At 51.0% G+C, this 16,317-nt stretch carries 14 protein-coding genes and 1 riboswitch; of the genes, 6 read left to right on the forward strand and 8 right to left on the reverse strand.

Annotated features, from left to right (window positions below):
- Positions 1-2: 2 nt before the first annotated feature.
- The 3 genes from thiD to L3069_RS14780 all read right to left on the reverse strand — a co-directional run bounded on the left by thiD (position 3) and on the right by L3069_RS14780 (position 2,769).
- Positions 3-803 (reverse strand): bifunctional hydroxymethylpyrimidine kinase/phosphomethylpyrimidine kinase, encoded by an 801-nt coding sequence (gene thiD, locus L3069_RS14770; protein ID WP_023300565.1) that lies wholly within the window; start codon positions 801-803, stop codon positions 3-5.
- A complete protein-coding gene (gene thiM, locus L3069_RS14775) occupies positions 800-1,570 on the reverse strand; it encodes a hydroxyethylthiazole kinase (protein ID WP_038416389.1) in 771 nt (256 codons plus the stop codon). The genes thiD and thiM overlap by 4 nt, the downstream gene beginning before the upstream one ends.
- Before the next feature lie 35 nt (positions 1,571-1,605).
- A riboswitch (TPP riboswitch) is annotated at positions 1,606-1,702 on the reverse strand.
- A gap of 326 nt (positions 1,703-2,028) precedes the next feature.
- On the reverse strand, positions 2,029-2,769 hold the full coding sequence (locus tag L3069_RS14780) for a hypothetical protein (RefSeq protein ID WP_126509616.1): 741 nt from the start codon (positions 2,767-2,769) through the stop codon (positions 2,029-2,031).
- Positions 2,770-3,714: 945 nt separating this feature from the next.
- On the opposite strand from L3069_RS14780, the gene L3069_RS14785 reads away from it, so the two are divergent.
- Positions 3,715-4,965 (forward strand): YadA C-terminal domain-containing protein, encoded by a 1,251-nt coding sequence (locus L3069_RS14785; RefSeq protein WP_227022508.1) that lies wholly within the window; start codon positions 3,715-3,717, stop codon positions 4,963-4,965.
- Here L3069_RS14785 and L3069_RS14790 read toward each other — a convergent pair.
- Positions 4,958-6,078, reverse strand: a protein-coding gene (locus L3069_RS14790) for an IS3 family transposase (RefSeq protein WP_088581779.1) whose coding sequence is annotated in 2 segments (ribosomal slippage) — positions 4,958-5,820 and positions 5,820-6,078 — 1,122 coding nt in all. Because the reading frame shifts where the segments join, the coding sequence is not laid out codon by codon here. The two genes, L3069_RS14785 and L3069_RS14790, sit on opposite strands and share 8 nt — an antisense overlap.
- A 354-nt stretch (positions 6,079-6,432) precedes the next feature.
- Between L3069_RS14790 and L3069_RS14795 the strand changes: the two genes are divergently transcribed.
- From L3069_RS14795 to L3069_RS14805, 3 genes are all read left to right on the forward strand, one after another.
- On the forward strand, positions 6,433-6,876 hold the full coding sequence (locus L3069_RS14795; RefSeq protein ID WP_022648666.1) for a hypothetical protein: 444 nt from the start codon (positions 6,433-6,435) through the stop codon (positions 6,874-6,876).
- Between the two features lie 311 nt (positions 6,877-7,187).
- Positions 7,188-8,564: a diaminobutyrate--2-oxoglutarate transaminase gene (locus tag L3069_RS14800; protein ID WP_032623920.1), complete on the forward strand. Its 1,377-nt coding sequence runs from the start codon at positions 7,188-7,190 to the stop codon at positions 8,562-8,564.
- Positions 8,565-8,582: 18 nt separating this feature from the next.
- Complete coding sequence (locus L3069_RS14805; protein ID WP_038416407.1) at positions 8,583-10,049, forward strand: aspartate aminotransferase family protein; 1,467 nt, start codon at positions 8,583-8,585, stop codon at positions 10,047-10,049.
- A 52-nt stretch (positions 10,050-10,101) separates the two neighbouring features.
- On the opposite strand, the gene L3069_RS14810 is transcribed toward L3069_RS14805, so the two are convergent.
- Genes L3069_RS14810 through L3069_RS14820 form a run of 3 tightly spaced genes read right to left on the reverse strand, consistent with a single transcriptional unit; the run spans position 10,102 to position 13,870 of the window.
- Positions 10,102-12,291: a polysaccharide biosynthesis tyrosine autokinase gene (locus L3069_RS14810; RefSeq protein ID WP_126509633.1), complete on the reverse strand. Its 2,190-nt coding sequence runs from the start codon at positions 12,289-12,291 to the stop codon at positions 10,102-10,104.
- The gene (locus L3069_RS14815; RefSeq protein ID WP_038416409.1) at positions 12,291-12,740 is read right to left on the reverse strand and encodes a protein-tyrosine-phosphatase; all 450 of its coding nucleotides are present in this window, start codon (positions 12,738-12,740) and stop codon (positions 12,291-12,293) included. The genes L3069_RS14810 and L3069_RS14815 overlap by 1 nt, the downstream gene beginning before the upstream one ends.
- The gene (locus L3069_RS14820; RefSeq protein WP_063135936.1) at positions 12,740-13,870 is read right to left on the reverse strand and encodes a polysaccharide export protein; all 1,131 of its coding nucleotides are present in this window, start codon (positions 13,868-13,870) and stop codon (positions 12,740-12,742) included. The genes L3069_RS14815 and L3069_RS14820 overlap by 1 nt, the downstream gene beginning before the upstream one ends.
- Before the next feature lie 455 nt (positions 13,871-14,325).
- Here L3069_RS14820 and L3069_RS14825 point away from each other — a divergent pair, with 455 nt between their 5' ends.
- Both L3069_RS14825 and L3069_RS14830 read left to right on the forward strand, forming a co-directional pair.
- Positions 14,326-14,658, forward strand: coding sequence for an RcnB family protein (locus L3069_RS14825; RefSeq protein WP_022648672.1), 333 nt, complete (start codon positions 14,326-14,328; stop codon positions 14,656-14,658).
- Positions 14,609-15,085, forward strand: a complete 477-nt coding sequence (locus L3069_RS14830) for a GNAT family N-acetyltransferase (RefSeq protein ID WP_032622520.1) — start codon at positions 14,609-14,611, stop codon at positions 15,083-15,085. Before L3069_RS14825 ends, L3069_RS14830 begins: the two co-directional genes overlap by 50 nt.
- Positions 15,086-15,174: 89 nt before the next feature.
- On the opposite strand, the gene apbC is transcribed toward L3069_RS14830, so the two are convergent.
- Entirely contained in the window at positions 15,175-16,284 is a 1,110-nt protein-coding gene (apbC, locus tag L3069_RS14835) for an iron-sulfur cluster carrier protein ApbC (protein ID WP_022648674.1), read from the reverse strand.
- Between the last annotated feature and the right edge of the window lie 33 nt (positions 16,285-16,317).

Below are 16,317 nucleotides of genomic sequence, written 5' to 3' on the forward strand. Positions count from 1 at the left end.
GCTTACCACCATGCATGAAAATGGTGAACCGGACCAATACCGTGACCCACTTCCAGAGAATCGGCTTTTGCCAGCGCGCCCGAGAGCCAGACCTTCGCCTCCTGCACCGTATCCGCCCATGTGGCGTGACGAGGACGCAGCGCCGCCAGCGCCGCCGAGAGCGTACAGCCCGTGCCGTGGGTGTTTTTGGTCTGGACGCGTGGCGCGGTGAAACGTTGCGTGCCATCGTGGGTGAAAAGCCAGTCCGGGCTTTCTGCATCATCAAGATGGCCGCCTTTCATCAGCACCGCGCGACACCCCATCGCCAGCAGCGCATTCCCCTGCTCTTTCATCTCACGTTCGTTTTGCGCGTGTGGCGCATCCAGCAGCGCGGCGGCTTCAGGCAGATTTGGCGTGATCAGCGCAACCTGCGGCAGCAGCTTTTTACGCAGGGTATCGACAGCCGAGGCGGAGAGCAGCGGATCGCCGCTTTTGGCCAGCATCACGGTATCAAGCACCACGTTTTTTATCTGGTAGTGTTTGAGACGTTCAGCGACCGCTTCAACAATGTCCGCCTCTGCCAGCATGCCGATCTTGGTGGTGTCGATACGTACGTCGCTGAATACCGAATCCAGCTGCGCGGCGACAAAATCCGGGTCAATGCGATACACCGACTGTACGCCGCGCGTGTTTTGCGCAACCAGCGCGGTGATAACCGAGCACCCGTATGCGCCGAGCGCAGAGAAGGTTTTCAGGTCTGCCTGGATCCCCGCTCCGCCGCTGGGATCGGTTCCCGCAATAGTCAAGGCATTAATGCGCGTCATACCTGTTCCTCCAGCGCGTAAAGCGCGTCCAGAAACGCGGAGACAAAGCTGCCGGGCCCCCGGCTTTGAGTCAGGGCAACTGACCCTGCGCGCTTCATAAAGCCGCAGGCTGCCGCCGCGTTATCAAGCCTGTCGCCAGGCAGCGAGCAGCAGGCGGCGACGACCGCCGAGAGCGCACAGCCAGTTCCTACCACGCGGGTCATCAGCGGGTCGCCGCCCGCGACCGTACGGATTCGCTGGCCGTCGGTGATGTGATCCACTTCCCCTGTGACGACTACAACGGCGTGGGTCTGGCGGGCAAGCGCCTGCGCAGCGGTCAACGCGCTCGCTGCCATATCGGTGGAATCGACCCCACGTCCGCCCGCACTCATTCCGGCAAGGGCGAGGATTTCGGAGGCGTTGCCACGAATGGCCGCAGGTTTAAGGGATAATATTTGCTGGCAAAAACGGGTGCGGAACGCCAGCGCGCCAACCGCGACGGGGTCCAGAACCCAGGGTGTGCCCGCGGCTACCGCGCTCTCAATAGCCCGACGCATCGACTGGGCGCGCGGCGCGGTGAGCGTGCCAACGTTGACGAGCAGGGCATCGGCAAGCGCGGCAAACTGTTCCGCTTCCTCGGCTTCGTTCACCATTGCCGGGGAAGCACCGAGCGCGAGCAGAACGTTGGCGGTGAAGGTCTGCACGACATCGTTGGTCATACAGTGCGTGAGCGGGGAACGGGTTCGGAATTGATGTAAAACGTGTGAGTCGAGCAGGTCAGGCTGCATGGTTTCGCTCCTGCCGTGCGGAAAGAAGCGATGACCGGGTAGGCATCTGACTTCCCTACGCTGGCATTATCCAGATCAGGTAATACGGGTATTTCTCAAATGTTCAAGCGAACACTACCCCGAGTCAAATTACTTAGAAAACAATCATTTACACACAAACAATTTGTAGGTGTTTAGTGTAACCGGGGCCGTAGGCAGGGTGCAAGATTTTTCGAATTATCACAGTATTTATCACAGCAGTTATCACACCTGGAATAGCTAAATCACATAATGAAGCACCTGAAATGTGTTAACCCGCTTGTATACCGCTTAATGATGTTGAGCGTAGGAAAGTAGGCCGCAAAGCTAAAGCATTTGCGACCGTCGAAAGCTAAAGCCTTCCCGGTCATCGCTTCTTCACGCAAGGCAGGAGCGAACACAAAAGACTAAGAGCACCGATAAGGAAAGGCAGAAAGGAATCAATGAGAGTGACGATAGGAAGCATCAGCAATGTTTTCATAAGAGGTAATGAAACGACACGTATCAATACTATAGAGTTTATTACCTGGATCTTTTGCATCTTTATCGAGGCAAATTTTATTATGCGGATCTAACCAATCTTCATACCCTTCAAGTGTTTTGATGTCGTTAGCAAAATTAGCAAAACAACACCAACGAGGGGCAACACTACAACCTTTATAGCTAGGGAAATCTAAGTGATACTTTTCACTATAACAACGTGTAAGCATATGTACCCATAAACTATAGATTCTTGTAAGTTTTCCATTAATCGTAGTTGGTACACCCACTCCTATAAAACCAACCTCGCAAACCGAGATTGCATAGGGATCTTTTACTTGTCCTGATTTTAAATTTCTTGCTCTAACCTTTGTAATGAAACCTGTATTATCAAATTTGATAGTTACGCTATCTTTGTTTGTATAATCAATGACAGTACAAAACCCACAATTGTTAGTAATGAATACATCACCAATAGTGATAGATGATTTTGGCATAATATTTACTTCCTTGTTTATCAGGCGGTATAAACAAAAACCTCCTAAATGATTAGATGATTCCCCGCCTGGAGATCTTCCTTTCATATTAGGAGGTTTCGTTATTTTATCACTAACGTGATCACAAACATGTTTTGAGAAGCTTAATTCTCGAATAAAAAAAGTTGGCAAATATTCTAATAATAAACACCAACTTAAAAACAATCAGACATTCCGGTTGTCAATAATTGTTTTTTGTTCCTGAAATTACTTATCCATCCATACATAAATAACAGGGAGCTTCGCAAGCGCTTACGATTACTTTGTATAAATATATATGGATGATTAAATAATTTCGCAAGCTGAACGCAAGCTTAATATTCCGATAAGAGGGAAAACCACAATAAGGTAAAAGGGCATAAGAGAACGATAAGGGAAATAACTAACTCTCTTATATAAATTTTATTGGCTTTTGCTTTTCTCTATCGGTGTTTTTGAATTTAATGTTTTGATTTTACTTACAACCAAATCTATGATTTGTGTTGTTATTAGAAGGATTAGAAAGTAGATTAATAACTTTCTTTAATTGCTTACCTATACGAATAAAACAAGTTTTATTCGAGTAAGTCAAAATCAAAAACATATTTACAAAGAGAAATAAGTAACTCCTGAAGTATTTATGAATTTGTAAGCTTTGCTTACTTTCATTCATTGCTCTCCTGTGTGAATATTCTCTTTTAATATTTAATTATAGCAACACTTGAAAAGGTCTTGGTGCCAGATTTTGTTACTTTTTTTACATTTTATTAAAAAATAGCACTTTTTGTTAAAAATCTTATATTAACCCGTTTTTCCTCATTCATAATGCTTACTTTCAGCTTCAATTGAAGTTAATTTCATATGAAAGTTATGAATTATGATTCAAAGTATACATTTAAAAAATCCATTGAATGAACTTGAAATATAATTTCATTTATAAACATCAACTTATACATCTAGAAACACAGTGTCTATACAACCCCTTGTTTTGTAATGTTTAAATGCCTTTAATATCACATCCAACCATTTAAGCTATATGTGCTAACTGTGATTTAGATCAACATTCCCAAACGTAAACTATTTATAGTTCAGCACAGTTACCACTTAATTAAATTAATGCGAGTCTTTCAAATGAAATGTATTAACAAATCAGTAATGGCTATTACTGTTTTTGGCATCCTGTTATCTAGTGTTGTTAAAGCTGCTACACCCGCTAGTGATGTAGTTCTTTCCAGTGGTCAGGATCTGGAAACAGCACATAGTAATTTGCAAGGTCAAGTTGATGGTCTATCGAATGATATTGCTGATGTGTATTTTAACAAAATCCCTGCAATCAATCAGGTAAATAGTCAACAAGATACAGCTATTAATACTGCTTCCTCTGCTGCTTCTACTGCACAAGATACGGCGGATCAGGCTAAAACATTAGCTGATAAAAACGCTTCCCATATTGCGGCTTCTGATACTGTTGTAATTGAGCAAGGTAAACGCCTTACCACTGTTGAAGGTAATCAGGCTAGTGATCACGTTGAAATCCTGCGTAATGCACAAACAGCAAATAGTGCATTAACTACTGCAACAGCTAATACTTCTGCTATTGATAACGTCAACAGTGACTTACAAGGGGCTAAACAGCTTCTTGCTGATAAAGCACAGATTGCGCAAGATACAGCTAATCAAGCCGATACAAACGCTAACACTGCTCTTATCATGGCTGGTAATAACTCTACCCGCCTTACAGCATTAGAAAACGCTCCTAAGCCGACTAACGGCGTAGATGGTAAAGATGGTGTTGATGGTAAAAACGGGATCGATGGTAAAGATGGTGCTACAGGTGCGCAAGGTTTAAAAGGTGATACAGGCGCACAAGGTATAGCTGGGAAAGATGGTGCTCCAGGTGTTAAGGGTGAGAAAGGAGATAAAGGAGATTCCATCAAAGGTGATAAGGGCGACACTGGCGCTAAAGGTGATAAAGGGGATGCAGGTAAAGCTGGCTCTAACGGAATCACAACTACCATCACTAAGAAAGAAGTTGATACTAAAACTATCAATCTGGTTAAGTCACTCAATACCCAAACTACAGCACAAGCTAAAGATCTGAAAGCTGCTCAACAAGTGTTCGCACAAGCGCAAGCTAACACTAACTCTCAATTCAAGAGCCTGAAAGATGAAGTTGACAGCAATAAGAAAGAAGCCCGTTCAGGTGCTGCTAGCGCTGTAGCTATCGCCTCTATGCCTCAAGTAGAGAAAGATCAGGCTGTCATGTTCTCTGCTGGTGTAGGTAGCTTTAAAGACGAGCAAGCTGTTAGTGTGGGTGCATCCTTCCACGTTGGTAGCAACACCATTGACCTGCCCCCAGGATTAGATACAAGGCTCAGTTAGTAATGTCGGATCCTTCACTCTCAGAATTACCCTTTCTCCAGCTCGCTGCAAATTCAGACGGCGTCTGATAATTCAGCGTGGAGTGCGGGCGACATTCGTTATAATCCTGACGCCATTCGCTGATGGTTTTCCTGGCATGATTGACGTCGCTGAACCAGTGTTCATTCAGGCATTCATCGCGAAAGCGTCCGTTAAAACTCTCAATAAATCCGTTCTGCGTCGGCTTGCCGGGCTGGATAAGTCGCAGCTCCACTCCATGCTCAAAGGCCCACTGATCGAGCGCGCGGCAGGTAAACTCCGGGCCCTGATCGGTTCTTATCGTAGCCGGATAGCCGCGAAACAGCGCAATGCTGTCCAGAATACGCGTGACCTGCACGCCTGAAATCCCGAAGGCAACAGTGACCGTCAGGCATTCCTTTGTGAAGTCATCGACGCAGGTAAGGCACTTGATCCTGCGACCAGTAGCCAGCGCATCCATGACGAAATCCATCGACCAGGTCATGTTGGGCGCCGCCGGGCGGAGCAGCGGCAGACGTTCTGTTGCAAGCCCTTTACGACGACGTCTGCGTTTAACGCCCAGCCCGTTCAGATGATAAAGGCGGTACACGCGCTTGTGATTAACCAGAAGCCCTTCACGGCGCAGTAACTGCCATATGCGGCGGTAGCCAAAACGCCTGCGCTCCAGTGCCAGTTCAGTAATGCGCCCTGATAAATGGGCATCAGCCGCCGGACGCTGAGCGTCATAGCGGCAGGTCGACAGGGACAAACCTGTGAGTCTGCAGGCACGACGTTGCGACAGACCGGTCGCATCACACATCAACACCACGACTTCGCGCTTCTGGTCTGTCGTCAGTACTTTCGCCCAAGAGCCACCTGAAGCGCCTCCTTATCCAGCATGGCCTCGGCGAGCAGCTTCTTGAGTCTGGCGTTCTCTTCCTCAAGCGACTTCAGGCGCTTAACCTCAGGCACCTCCATGCCGCCATACTTCTTACGCCAGGTATAAAACGTGGCGTCGGAAATGGCGTGCTTACGGCAGAGTTCACGGGCAGAAACTCCGGCTTCAGCCTCGCGGAGAATACTGATGATCTGTTCGTCGGAAAAACGCTTCTTCATGGGGATGTCCTCATGTGGCTTATGAAGACATTACTAACATCGCGGTGTATTAATCAACGGGGAGCAGGTCACCATCGTTAAAGCTGGCGTAAGCGATTCTACAAATAATGATCTTGCTATGGGCGCAGGCATCGGGATTGGCTTTTAAGAAAAACACGTAACTCGACTACATTCATAATAGAGGAAGCTTTTCAGGGCGACAGTACTTCGCTGATGGAAAGTATGATGATGGCCAATAACATGCTCAAACACATTTTTATTTCAGCTGCCCTGTATCTATTGCTTATTTCGGTCGGGGTCTGGATCGGCATTATGTACGTTTCTTATTATTTGTGTCGTTTTTAAGGTGATAAAATGAAAAAATCAATGATGCTAGTGTTAAGCGCTGCCGTACTTGCTGGGTGTATTTCGCCTGCACACGCCATTAGCGCACACTATCGTGCTCAGTTAGAGCGCTCGGGATGCACGCAAATTAGCGCTGGCGATGGATCTTGCGATATCAGCAAAACCAAAGCGGAAAACGCGGCACAACACGAACCAACGGCATCCGTTCACGATCCCCTTCGCGAAGCCTCGTTCTCGTCGGATACGGTTAACGCTACCCTTTCTAACGGCTTTTTTAGCGCTACCGTGAACGGCAAAAAAGCCAGCGTTAAACGTCTGAATGCGAATTTCTATGAGATCCATGGTAACGGTTTTGTGATATCGATAAGCCTGGATGAAAACGGTATTACGGACGCGTCATGGAATAAAACAAAGGGACGTGAACACGGCGTTTTACGCGTTACCCAAAAATAAACAGTCTAAGGAGGCTCTCCGCCTCCTTTTAGCCTGCCAGGCGCACAATTTGCCACACTCTTTCATCTGATTTTACAATGCTGACAATCCATATATAAGCCACTGTTTTTATTGAGAATAAACTGCATATTTTTGCCGGAAAATGAGGTTATCCCCTCCCCTGTGCCCTGTGTCACAAAACAGTAAACAAATTAACCATTGAGCCCGGTGACAAAAGGCTCTATATTGGCGGCGTTTTTTTCAGGCCCCATCTGTTTTTTAACTTTTTATTCAATCGTTGCTCATAACGAAGCGGCGGTTGTAGGAGTGATATGATGACGGATAAAGTCCGTATTGACACCGTAGATGCCCACAAAAGCAACGAAACCTATCTGGCCCGTCAGGCCGAGTTTGAATCTAACGTCAGGAGTTATCCGCGCAAACTGCCTTTAGCGATCACGAAAGCAGAAGGCGTGTGGATCACCGATGCAGATAATAAAGAATACCTTGACTGTTTAGCAGGCGCAGGCACCCTCGCGCTTGGCCACAATCATCCTGATGTGCTGAAAAGCATCCAAAATGTCATTACCAGCGGCTTGCCGTTACATACCCTGGATCTGACTACGCCGTTGAAAGACGCGTTTTCAGAATACCTCCTCTCTCTGTTGCCTGGTCAGGGCAAAGAGTACTGCCTGCAATTCACTGGCCCGTCCGGGGCTGACGCCGTTGAAGCGGCGCTGAAGCTGGCGAAAAAAGTAACCGGTCGCAGCGGTATCATCAGTTTCTCTGGTGGTTACCACGGTATGACCCACGGTGCACTGTCCGTCACCGGTAACCTGTCTCCGAAAGAAGCGGTTGACGGTATGATGCCAGAAGTCCAGTTCATGCCTTACCCACACGAGTACCGCTGCCCACTGGGTATCGGTGGTGAAGCGGGCGTGAAGGCGCTGACCTACTACTTCGATAACCTGATCAACGACGTTGAAAGCGGCGTGCGTAAACCTGCCGCGGTGATCCTGGAAGCTGTTCAGGGCGAAGGCGGCGTGAATCCGGCTCCGGCTGAGTGGTTGCAGCGCATCCGTAAAGTGACTCAGGAACACGGCATTCTGCTGATCCTCGACGAAGTTCAGGCTGGCTTTGCCCGTACCGGTAAATTCTTTGCCTTCGAACACGCAGGCATTGAGCCTGACATCATCGTGATGTCCAAAGCAGTTGGCGGCGGTCTGCCACTGGCTGTGCTCGGTATCAAGAAGCAGTTCGATGCGTGGGCGCCTGGTCACCACACCGGTACCTTCCGCGGCAACCAGCTGGCGATGGCAACCGGTCTGACGACGCTGAAGATCCTGAAAGACCAGAATATCGCGGGCAAAGTGGCCGCACAGGGCGAATGGCTGAAAGGCCAGCTGAAAGAGATGGCGAAACGCTATCCGGTGATCGGCCACGTTCGCGGTCTGGGCATGATGATCGGTATTGAAATCGTTAAGCCACATGAAGCCGCCGACCACATGGGTTGCTTCCCGGGCGATGGCGAGCTGTCTGCACTGATCCAGAAGAAGTGCTTCGAAGCAGGCCTGATTCTGGAGCGTGGCGGCCGTAACGGTATCGTTCTGCGTCTGCTGCCGTCACTGCTGATCAGCGATGACGAGCTGAAAGTCTTCCTGGATAAATTCGAGCAGGCACTGCTTGCTGCGGGCGTTCGCCCGGCGTAACCGGAGTTGTTGATTACGATGTCTGATTCAAACCCAATTTTGTTCTCCTCTGCCCAGAGCATTGAAGCTTACCAGCAGGCGATTGAACAAAGCACTCAGGCTGTGATGCAGTGGCTGAAACAGCCTGAGATGTACCAGGGCAAAACGGTCGCGGAGCTGCGCGACCGTATTAAGCTGGATTTCAACCCGAAAGGGCTGGGCAACGAAGCGGCGATTGAACGCGCCGTGGAGTTCTTCCTGAAAGACAGTTTGTCCGTTCATCACCCGCAGTGCGTGGCGCACCTGCACTGCCCAAGCCTGGTGGTTAGCCAGGCGGCGGAAGTGCTGATTAACGCCACCAACCAGAGTATGGACTCCTGGGATCAAAGCCCGTCCGCAACCATTATTGAGATCAAGCTGATCGAATGGCTGCGTACCCGCGTGGGTTATCAGGCTGGCGACGCAGGCGTCTTCACCAGCGGCGGCACCCAGAGTAACCTGATGGGCCTGATGCTGGCGCGTGATGCGTTCTTCGCGCGTCAGGGCCACTCGGTACAGCAGGACGGTCTGGTGGGCGATCTGCGCAAAATTCGCGTGCTGTGCTCTGAAAACGCCCACTTCTCCGTGCAGAAAAACATGGCGCTGATGGGCCTGGGCTACCAGTCCGTGGTGCAGGTGAAAACTGATGAATTCTCCCGCATGGATCTCACCGATCTGGCGGCGAAAATCGAACAGTGCAACGCGAACGGCGAACAGATTCTGGCGATTGTGGCCACGGCCGGCACGACGGATGCGGGTGCTATCGATCCGCTGCGTGCCATTGCCGAGCTGGCTGCGAAACAGAATATCTGGGTACATGTTGATGCGGCCTGGGGCGGCGCGCTGCTGATGTCCGAGCAGTATCGTCACTATCTGGACGGCATTGAACTTGTGGACTCCGTAACGCTGGACTTCCACAAGCAGTTCTTCCAGACCATCAGCTGCGGTGCGTTTCTGCTGAAAGAAGCGCGTCATTATGAGCTGATGCGCTATCAGGCAGCTTATCTGAACTCCGAGTTCGATGAAGAAGCGGGTGTGCCTAACCTGGTTTCCAAATCTCTGCAAACCACCCGTCGTTTCGATGCGCTGAAACTGTGGATGAGCCTGGAAGCGCTGGGTCAGGAGCAATATGCGGCAATTATCGATCACGGCGTGACGCTGGCACAGCAGGTTGCGGCTTACGTAAAAGAGCAGTCTGCTCTGGAACTGGTTATGCAACCCCAGCTGGCAAGCGTGCTGTTCCGCTTCCGTCCGCAGACCCAGATGGATGACGCCGGTATCGCCCTGCTGAACCAGAAAATTGGCGATGCGCTGCTGGAATCCGGCCGCGCAAACGTCGGGGTGACCGAGCATAACGGCGTCACCTGCCTGAAGCTGACCCTGCTGAACCCAACCGTGACGCTGGAGGACGTTAAAGTCCTGCTGTCTCTGGTTGAGCGTACCGCGCAGGAAGTGATGGCGAAGTAATGCTTTCCCCTCTCCCATCCGGGAGAGGGTTTATTATCCCGTCCTGACACCCCTATCCTTTTTTCCTCGAAGCATAACCGTAGTCATACTGGCTGTACCCCGAGCTGTAAAACAGCGCTGCGGATTTAACAATATCGTTGAGGATTGTGCCGCTGACCTTCACGCCAACGTGCTGTAGACGTTTAACGGTATTCTCCATCTCTTTCACGCTGGTTTTATCGTAACGGGCAACCATTAGCGTTGTTCCGGCTGCTCTGGCAACCAGCGCGGCATCATTGACGGCAAGAACTGGGGGTGTATCGATGATGACAATGTCATATTGCTCGTTAACCCAGGACATGATGTCAATGAACCGTTCGCTTAACAGCATTTCTAACGGACGCAGGGGTTCCGGGCCGCAGGTGATGACGTCAATTCCCCCTTTTTCAGCATGCTGAATGACCTCCCCAAAGTCGCGCTTCCCTTCCAGCAGGCAGGATAATCCGTGGCGGTTCTCCAGGCCAAAAATATTATGCACATAACCCTGGCGCATATCCGCATCAATAAACAGCGCCCGCTGACCGCTCTGCCCGGCAATGGCCGCCAGGTTCGTCGCCACCAGCGTTTTTCCGCAGTCCTGCGTGGGGCCAGAAATCATCACAATGCGATTCTCAGCCTCCATCATGGTGAAATGCAGACTGGTTCGCAGCCCGCGTACCGCTTCAACAAACATATCAGCAGGTCGATCGACTGGCAGGAAAGGCACATCCAAGGTTTTGTGTGTCCAGCGACGAGAAAACGGATTTTTTCTGCGCAAATGCGTTTTACTCCACAGCCACTGTGAACGTGGTAACGTCGCCAGAACCGGCATCCCCTGCGCTTCCAGCTGTTCGGAAAGCGTGATCCCACGTTTGAACGCTTGACGTACCAGTACGGTCCCCATTGAAAGGATGAGCCCGAACAGCACGCCAAGCGCAATGATTAGCGCTTTTCGCGGTTTTATCGGATCCGGGAGTGTAACCGCCTCATCAATGATCCTCACGTTCCCGACAGCGCTGGAGCGGGAAATATTCAGCTCCTGCTGACGCGTCAAAAGCTGTAAATAAATCGTGCGGCCCGACTCAACATCGCGGCTCAGGCGTAAAATCTCCTGCTGCGTGGAGGGCATCGAGGACACACGGTTATTAAGACGATCCCGTTCCCGCACAAGGGTTTGTCTTTTTTCATGCAATGCACGGTAGGTAGGGTGACTCTTTTTAAAGAGCTGGGAAATTTCTGCCTCCCGGAACGTCAGCTCATTTAGCTGATTCTCAACGTTCACAACCTGATCCAGGACGGATTTTGCCTCTAAAGACAGATCCACAGAGTCGCGCTGCGCCCGGTAGGCATTCAGCCGCGCTTCAGCCTGATCCAGGTCCGCTCTGATTTTCGGTAACTGCTCCTGTAAAAAATCCAGACTACGCGAATCCTGAGCCTCCTGGCGCGCGATATTTTGTTGTAGATAATTTTCAGCAATCGCATTCAGCACCCGGGCGATTTTGTCAGGATCTTCACCCGTCAGGGTTAAGGTCACAATACCGCTCTGTTTCTCCGATTCCACGACCGTCAGACGCTTCTTCAGTGCATTGATCGTCTCCAGGCGCGTCAACGACTTAAGCGAAAACTGTGAGCCTGGCGTCGCCTCAATCGAGGTCACCCGCAGCACGATCCCTTGCGTAACCAGCGTTTTACCAACCTGGCCGTCTGCCTCAATGTTTTCGCCCGTCAGGTGATACCTTCCCGCTTCCTGTACGGTCAGCGTGAGTTCTTGCGCTTTGCCCTCCACCTGCGGGATCTGGAGTTCGCCTAACGTTATGTTGCCCTGGCCACGCCCTTGCAGACGCTGCCAGAGACGCCCCACCACAGGCAAAACGCGCTGCTTTGCCTGATACGTCAGATCTAATTTGTCGACGGTCTCGCCGAGGATCATGCGAGATTTCAACAGTAAAATTTCAGGGGCAACATCCGGCGAAATATCGGTGCCCAGCTGGCTCAAGCCTTTGAGCAGGCCGTTATCCTGTTTGCTTTCTATTTGCACCATAGCATCCGCCTGATAAACAGGTGGCGTAACCCAGGCATAGAGGCCCGCGCATAAAGTGAAAAGGAAAGTCACGCACAATATCATCGTGCGGTGGTCGATCATTTCGCCGAGCAAACGAACGAGATCGATTTCATTTTGTTCGGGTGCCCCTGCACCATAACTGTCTGTTGTGTAAGACGACATTAATGCTTCATTCCTTTCTGTCCTAAACGACGTGCCCATTCCTGGCTGGCTTTAACCAATAGCCCGAACACATATTCAAACGCTTCACGGCTTTTACGATAGGGGTCTGGGATATCCTGCGGCTCCAGCCACTGCCCAAAAAGCAGCGACTTCCCCCTGTTTTCCGGCGCCATGGCTGCAATGAAGCGAAGATGTTCCGGCTCCATAACCAGGATGAGATCGGATCCCTGCATCAGCCTGCGTGTCAGCCTGCGCGCCACATGACCGTCGAGGGAGATCCCATGCCGCCAAGCCACGTCCTGGGCGCACTCATCCGCCGGATACCCCTCAAGGCCGAGTATTCCCGCCGAGGTGATGTGTCTGTCGGGCAAGTGCTGGCGCAAAAGCCGTTCTCCAATCGGAGAACGGCAGACATTTCCGGTACATACCACGAGTATTGATTCGAACATTATTGCGGCCACGATCTGATATAACGAACCGTTTCGGTGAGGTCATGCACCCCGCTGATTGTCGGAACAAGCTGTGTTATTACGCGATTCCAGCGGGAGAGTGGAGCAGTGGTGACATAGACAATGTCGTAAGGCTCAAGCTGAAACTCGGTGCCCAGCACCATGGCCGAAGCGTCTTTTGCATTCAGTTGATAGATATTCGCAATTTTCCCGGACTCGCGTACCGAGCGGATAACAAAAATACCCGTCGCATCAGCCATATTCTGGTCCAGGCCACCGGCATTGCCGAGCGCTTCGGCCAACGTCATGCCGCTGCGATCCATCTTCAGCGTGCTCTGTTTAACAACTTCGCCCATCACGAATACTTTCAGCGCATCGTTGCGGGGAATAAACAAGATGTCGCCAGGGTTGAGCAGCTTATTCTGGGTTAAATCGCCATGCTGCATCAGGGCATACAGGGAAATTCGGGAATCCTGACCGTTGTGAGACAGCACCACGTTCCGCCAGTCCGCATCAGCAGTAAGCCCACCTGCGGCATTAATGGCATCCATAACCGTCAGCGGAATGTTGGTGATGGCCTGCTGGCCAGATTTCGCCACTTCTCCCGTAATGTAGGCTTTTTGCGAACGGAAAGCGGCAACGCTGACGTCGACCTGGGGGCTTTCAATGACGTTATCCAGCCGCGCGGTGATCTCCTCGCGAACTCTGGAAACCGTTTTTCCCGCCACGTGCAGTTTACCCACGTAAGGATAAAAGAGCGTGCCATCGGCATTGACCCAGTTTCCCGTATCGCTTGCGCTACGATACTGTCCCGCGGGCGTAGTCAGCTCCGGGTGATCCCAGACGGTGACCGTCAGGATGTCACCGATTCCAATACGGTATTCCCACTTTTTGACCTGCTCATCAAGATTAGGATTTGCCTGAGATTTAGCTGCTGCGGGACGTAGTTTCTCAATTAATCCGGGCGTAAGTGGATAAATTTCGATTTGTTTATCTAAACTATTATTGAGATCAGCCGGCGCAATTATTTTTTTGCCTGCGGAACTTAACGTTTGGCCGGGAGAAATTACGCACCCCGCCAACTGACTTATTGCTAAGAATATTACAGATAATGCTGTTGTGTTTTTCATTTATATATACTTATCATCCCTGCTCGTAGCGAACGCCCGACGGGGCGCAGCCCTGCGCTAACCCACGCTTGAAATAAGTTTCTTTTCAACGGAATACTAAAACGTAATGTAAAAGTGAAGACACGAATTGCCCGATCTGTGACGGGCAATTAATTAAAATATAATCTTCCTGAAAATCTTAAAGCCTGTGGCAAAAAAAAGCACGATCTACAGTTTATAAAATTATGGCAACAATGTATTTTCAGAATTAATTCAGCAAAACGATAGTTACAATGAATTATTCCCGTCAGCACGCATTCATATCAAAAATACTCACAACCGCTGGCACTACACAAAACCGTTCACTTTTGTTACATTTTTTTTCAAACACACCCTGTTTTGATACTTAAAATGGGCTGTCTGCCGCACTGTCCCCCGCAGACAAGCGTATCCATAACGATTTCACTGGAGAAAAAATGGCTAAGCGTAAATTGGTGCTTCTGGGTGTATTACTGTCTCTGGCGGGCTCCGCATTCGCAGCCCCGCAAACGGCCGCCGCGCCTTCCGGCATTAAGGCTTATGAAGAGCAGGAGTTCATCGCCGACTTCACCAAATTTAAGATTGGCGATACCGCGCCCGCGCAGTATCAGACGCCAGAGTACACCATCAAACAGTACCAGCTACGTAACCTTCCCGCGCCCGATGCCGGTACGCACTGGACCTACATGGGTGAAAATTACGTTCTGATTGGCGATGCTGATGGCAAAATCTACAAAGCCTATAACGGAGATATTTTCTATCACCGCTGATACGATGATCCGGCCCTGGCAGGAGGACGACCGGCCATTTCTGCGCACGCTGTACCTGCATGCACGACGCGTGGCCTGGCCATGGCTGGACAATTCTGAATGGCAGCTTGAGGATTTTGACGCCGCAACGCGTGACGAGCAGATCTGGGTTGCGATTCACGACGGTCACCGGGTAGGGTTTGCCTCCGTCTGGGAAAATGATAACTTTTTGCACAATCTGTTTGTCGACCCGCAGTATCAGCGTCTGGGAGTTGGCCGTTTGTTACTGGAACAAGTACAGAGGACGTTTACCAGTACAGGCGCGCTGAAGTGTCTGGTGAAGAATGAGCGGGCGGTTGCGTTTTACCAGCGCCACGGCTGGCACATTGAGGCGACGGGGGATTCTCCGGAAGGAGAGTATTATTTGATGCACTATCGGCTTGGGTAAAGTCAGGTGGCGCTACGCTTACCTGACCTACAAAATCGAGGTAGGCCGGGTAAGGCGAAGCCGCCACCCGGCACTGACGCGCAGAGGCGTTACACCGCGCGGAAGGCGATCTCGCTCGGGATCACTTCCCCCTGCCAGTACAGTTGCGCCGCAACGCGCCCCGCCAGCTGACGATAGATTTCCGTGAATTCGCTATCAGGACGGCTGACCACCGTCGGCTTACCGCTATCCAGATCTTCACGCAGTGTGATATGCAACGGCAGTTGCCCCAGCAGCTGGGTGTGATATTGCGCCGCCAGCTTCTCCGCACCGCCGGTACCGAAGATCGGCTCATGGTGTCCACAGTTGCTGCAAATGTGCATGCTCATGTTTTCGACGATGCCGAGTACCGGCACCTCCACCTTCTCGAACATCACGATGCCTTTTTTGGCGTCGATCAGCGCGATATCCTGCGGCGTGGTGACCACGACGGCGCCGGTGACCGGAATGTTCTGCGCCAGCGTCAGCTGGATATCACCGGTGCCCGGCGGCATGTCCAGCACCAGATAATCGAGGTCAGGCCACATTGTCTCCTGCAACATTTGCAGCAACGCTTTGCTGGCCATCGGGCCGCGCCAGACCATTGCGTTATCGTCCGTGACCAGGTAACCAATGGAGTTGGTCGCCAGACCGTGCGCCACGATCGGCGCCATGTGGGTACCGTCCGGCGAAGTTGGACGCTGGTTTTCAGCACCCAGCATGTTCGGAATGGACGGGCCATAAATATCCGCATCCAGAATGCCGACTTTCGCCCCTTCTGCCGCCAGAGCAAGCGCCAGGTTCACGGCGGTCGACGATTTACCCACCCCACCCTTGCCAGAACTGACGGCGATGATGTTCTTCACGCCGTTAACGCCCGGCTGATTTTTCACGCGCTTGAGCGTGGCGATGCTGTGGCTTAGCTTCCAGTCAATTGCTTTTGCGCCAGTAATGCGCAGCAGCTCAGAACTGGTTTGCTCTTTCAGGGCATCAAAGGCGCTGGTCCAGACGAACGGCATCTGCAGCTCAATGTGCAGCGTATCGTCCAGCCATGCGACATGATGAAGCGCTTTCAGCGTCGTGAGATTGTGCTTCAGGGTTGGATGCTGAAAATTAGCCAGCGTCCCGGCGACCATTGCTCGTAAGGCTTCCGGTGATTTGGCCTGGGATTGAGAACTCATCCCGACTCCTTTGTTCTTGTGAATAAGACCTTA

Origin of the sequence: Enterobacter cloacae complex sp. ECL411 (assembly GCF_021869665.1) — a bacterium.
Classification (GTDB): Bacteria; Pseudomonadota; Gammaproteobacteria; order Enterobacterales; family Enterobacteriaceae; genus Enterobacter; species Enterobacter intestinihominis.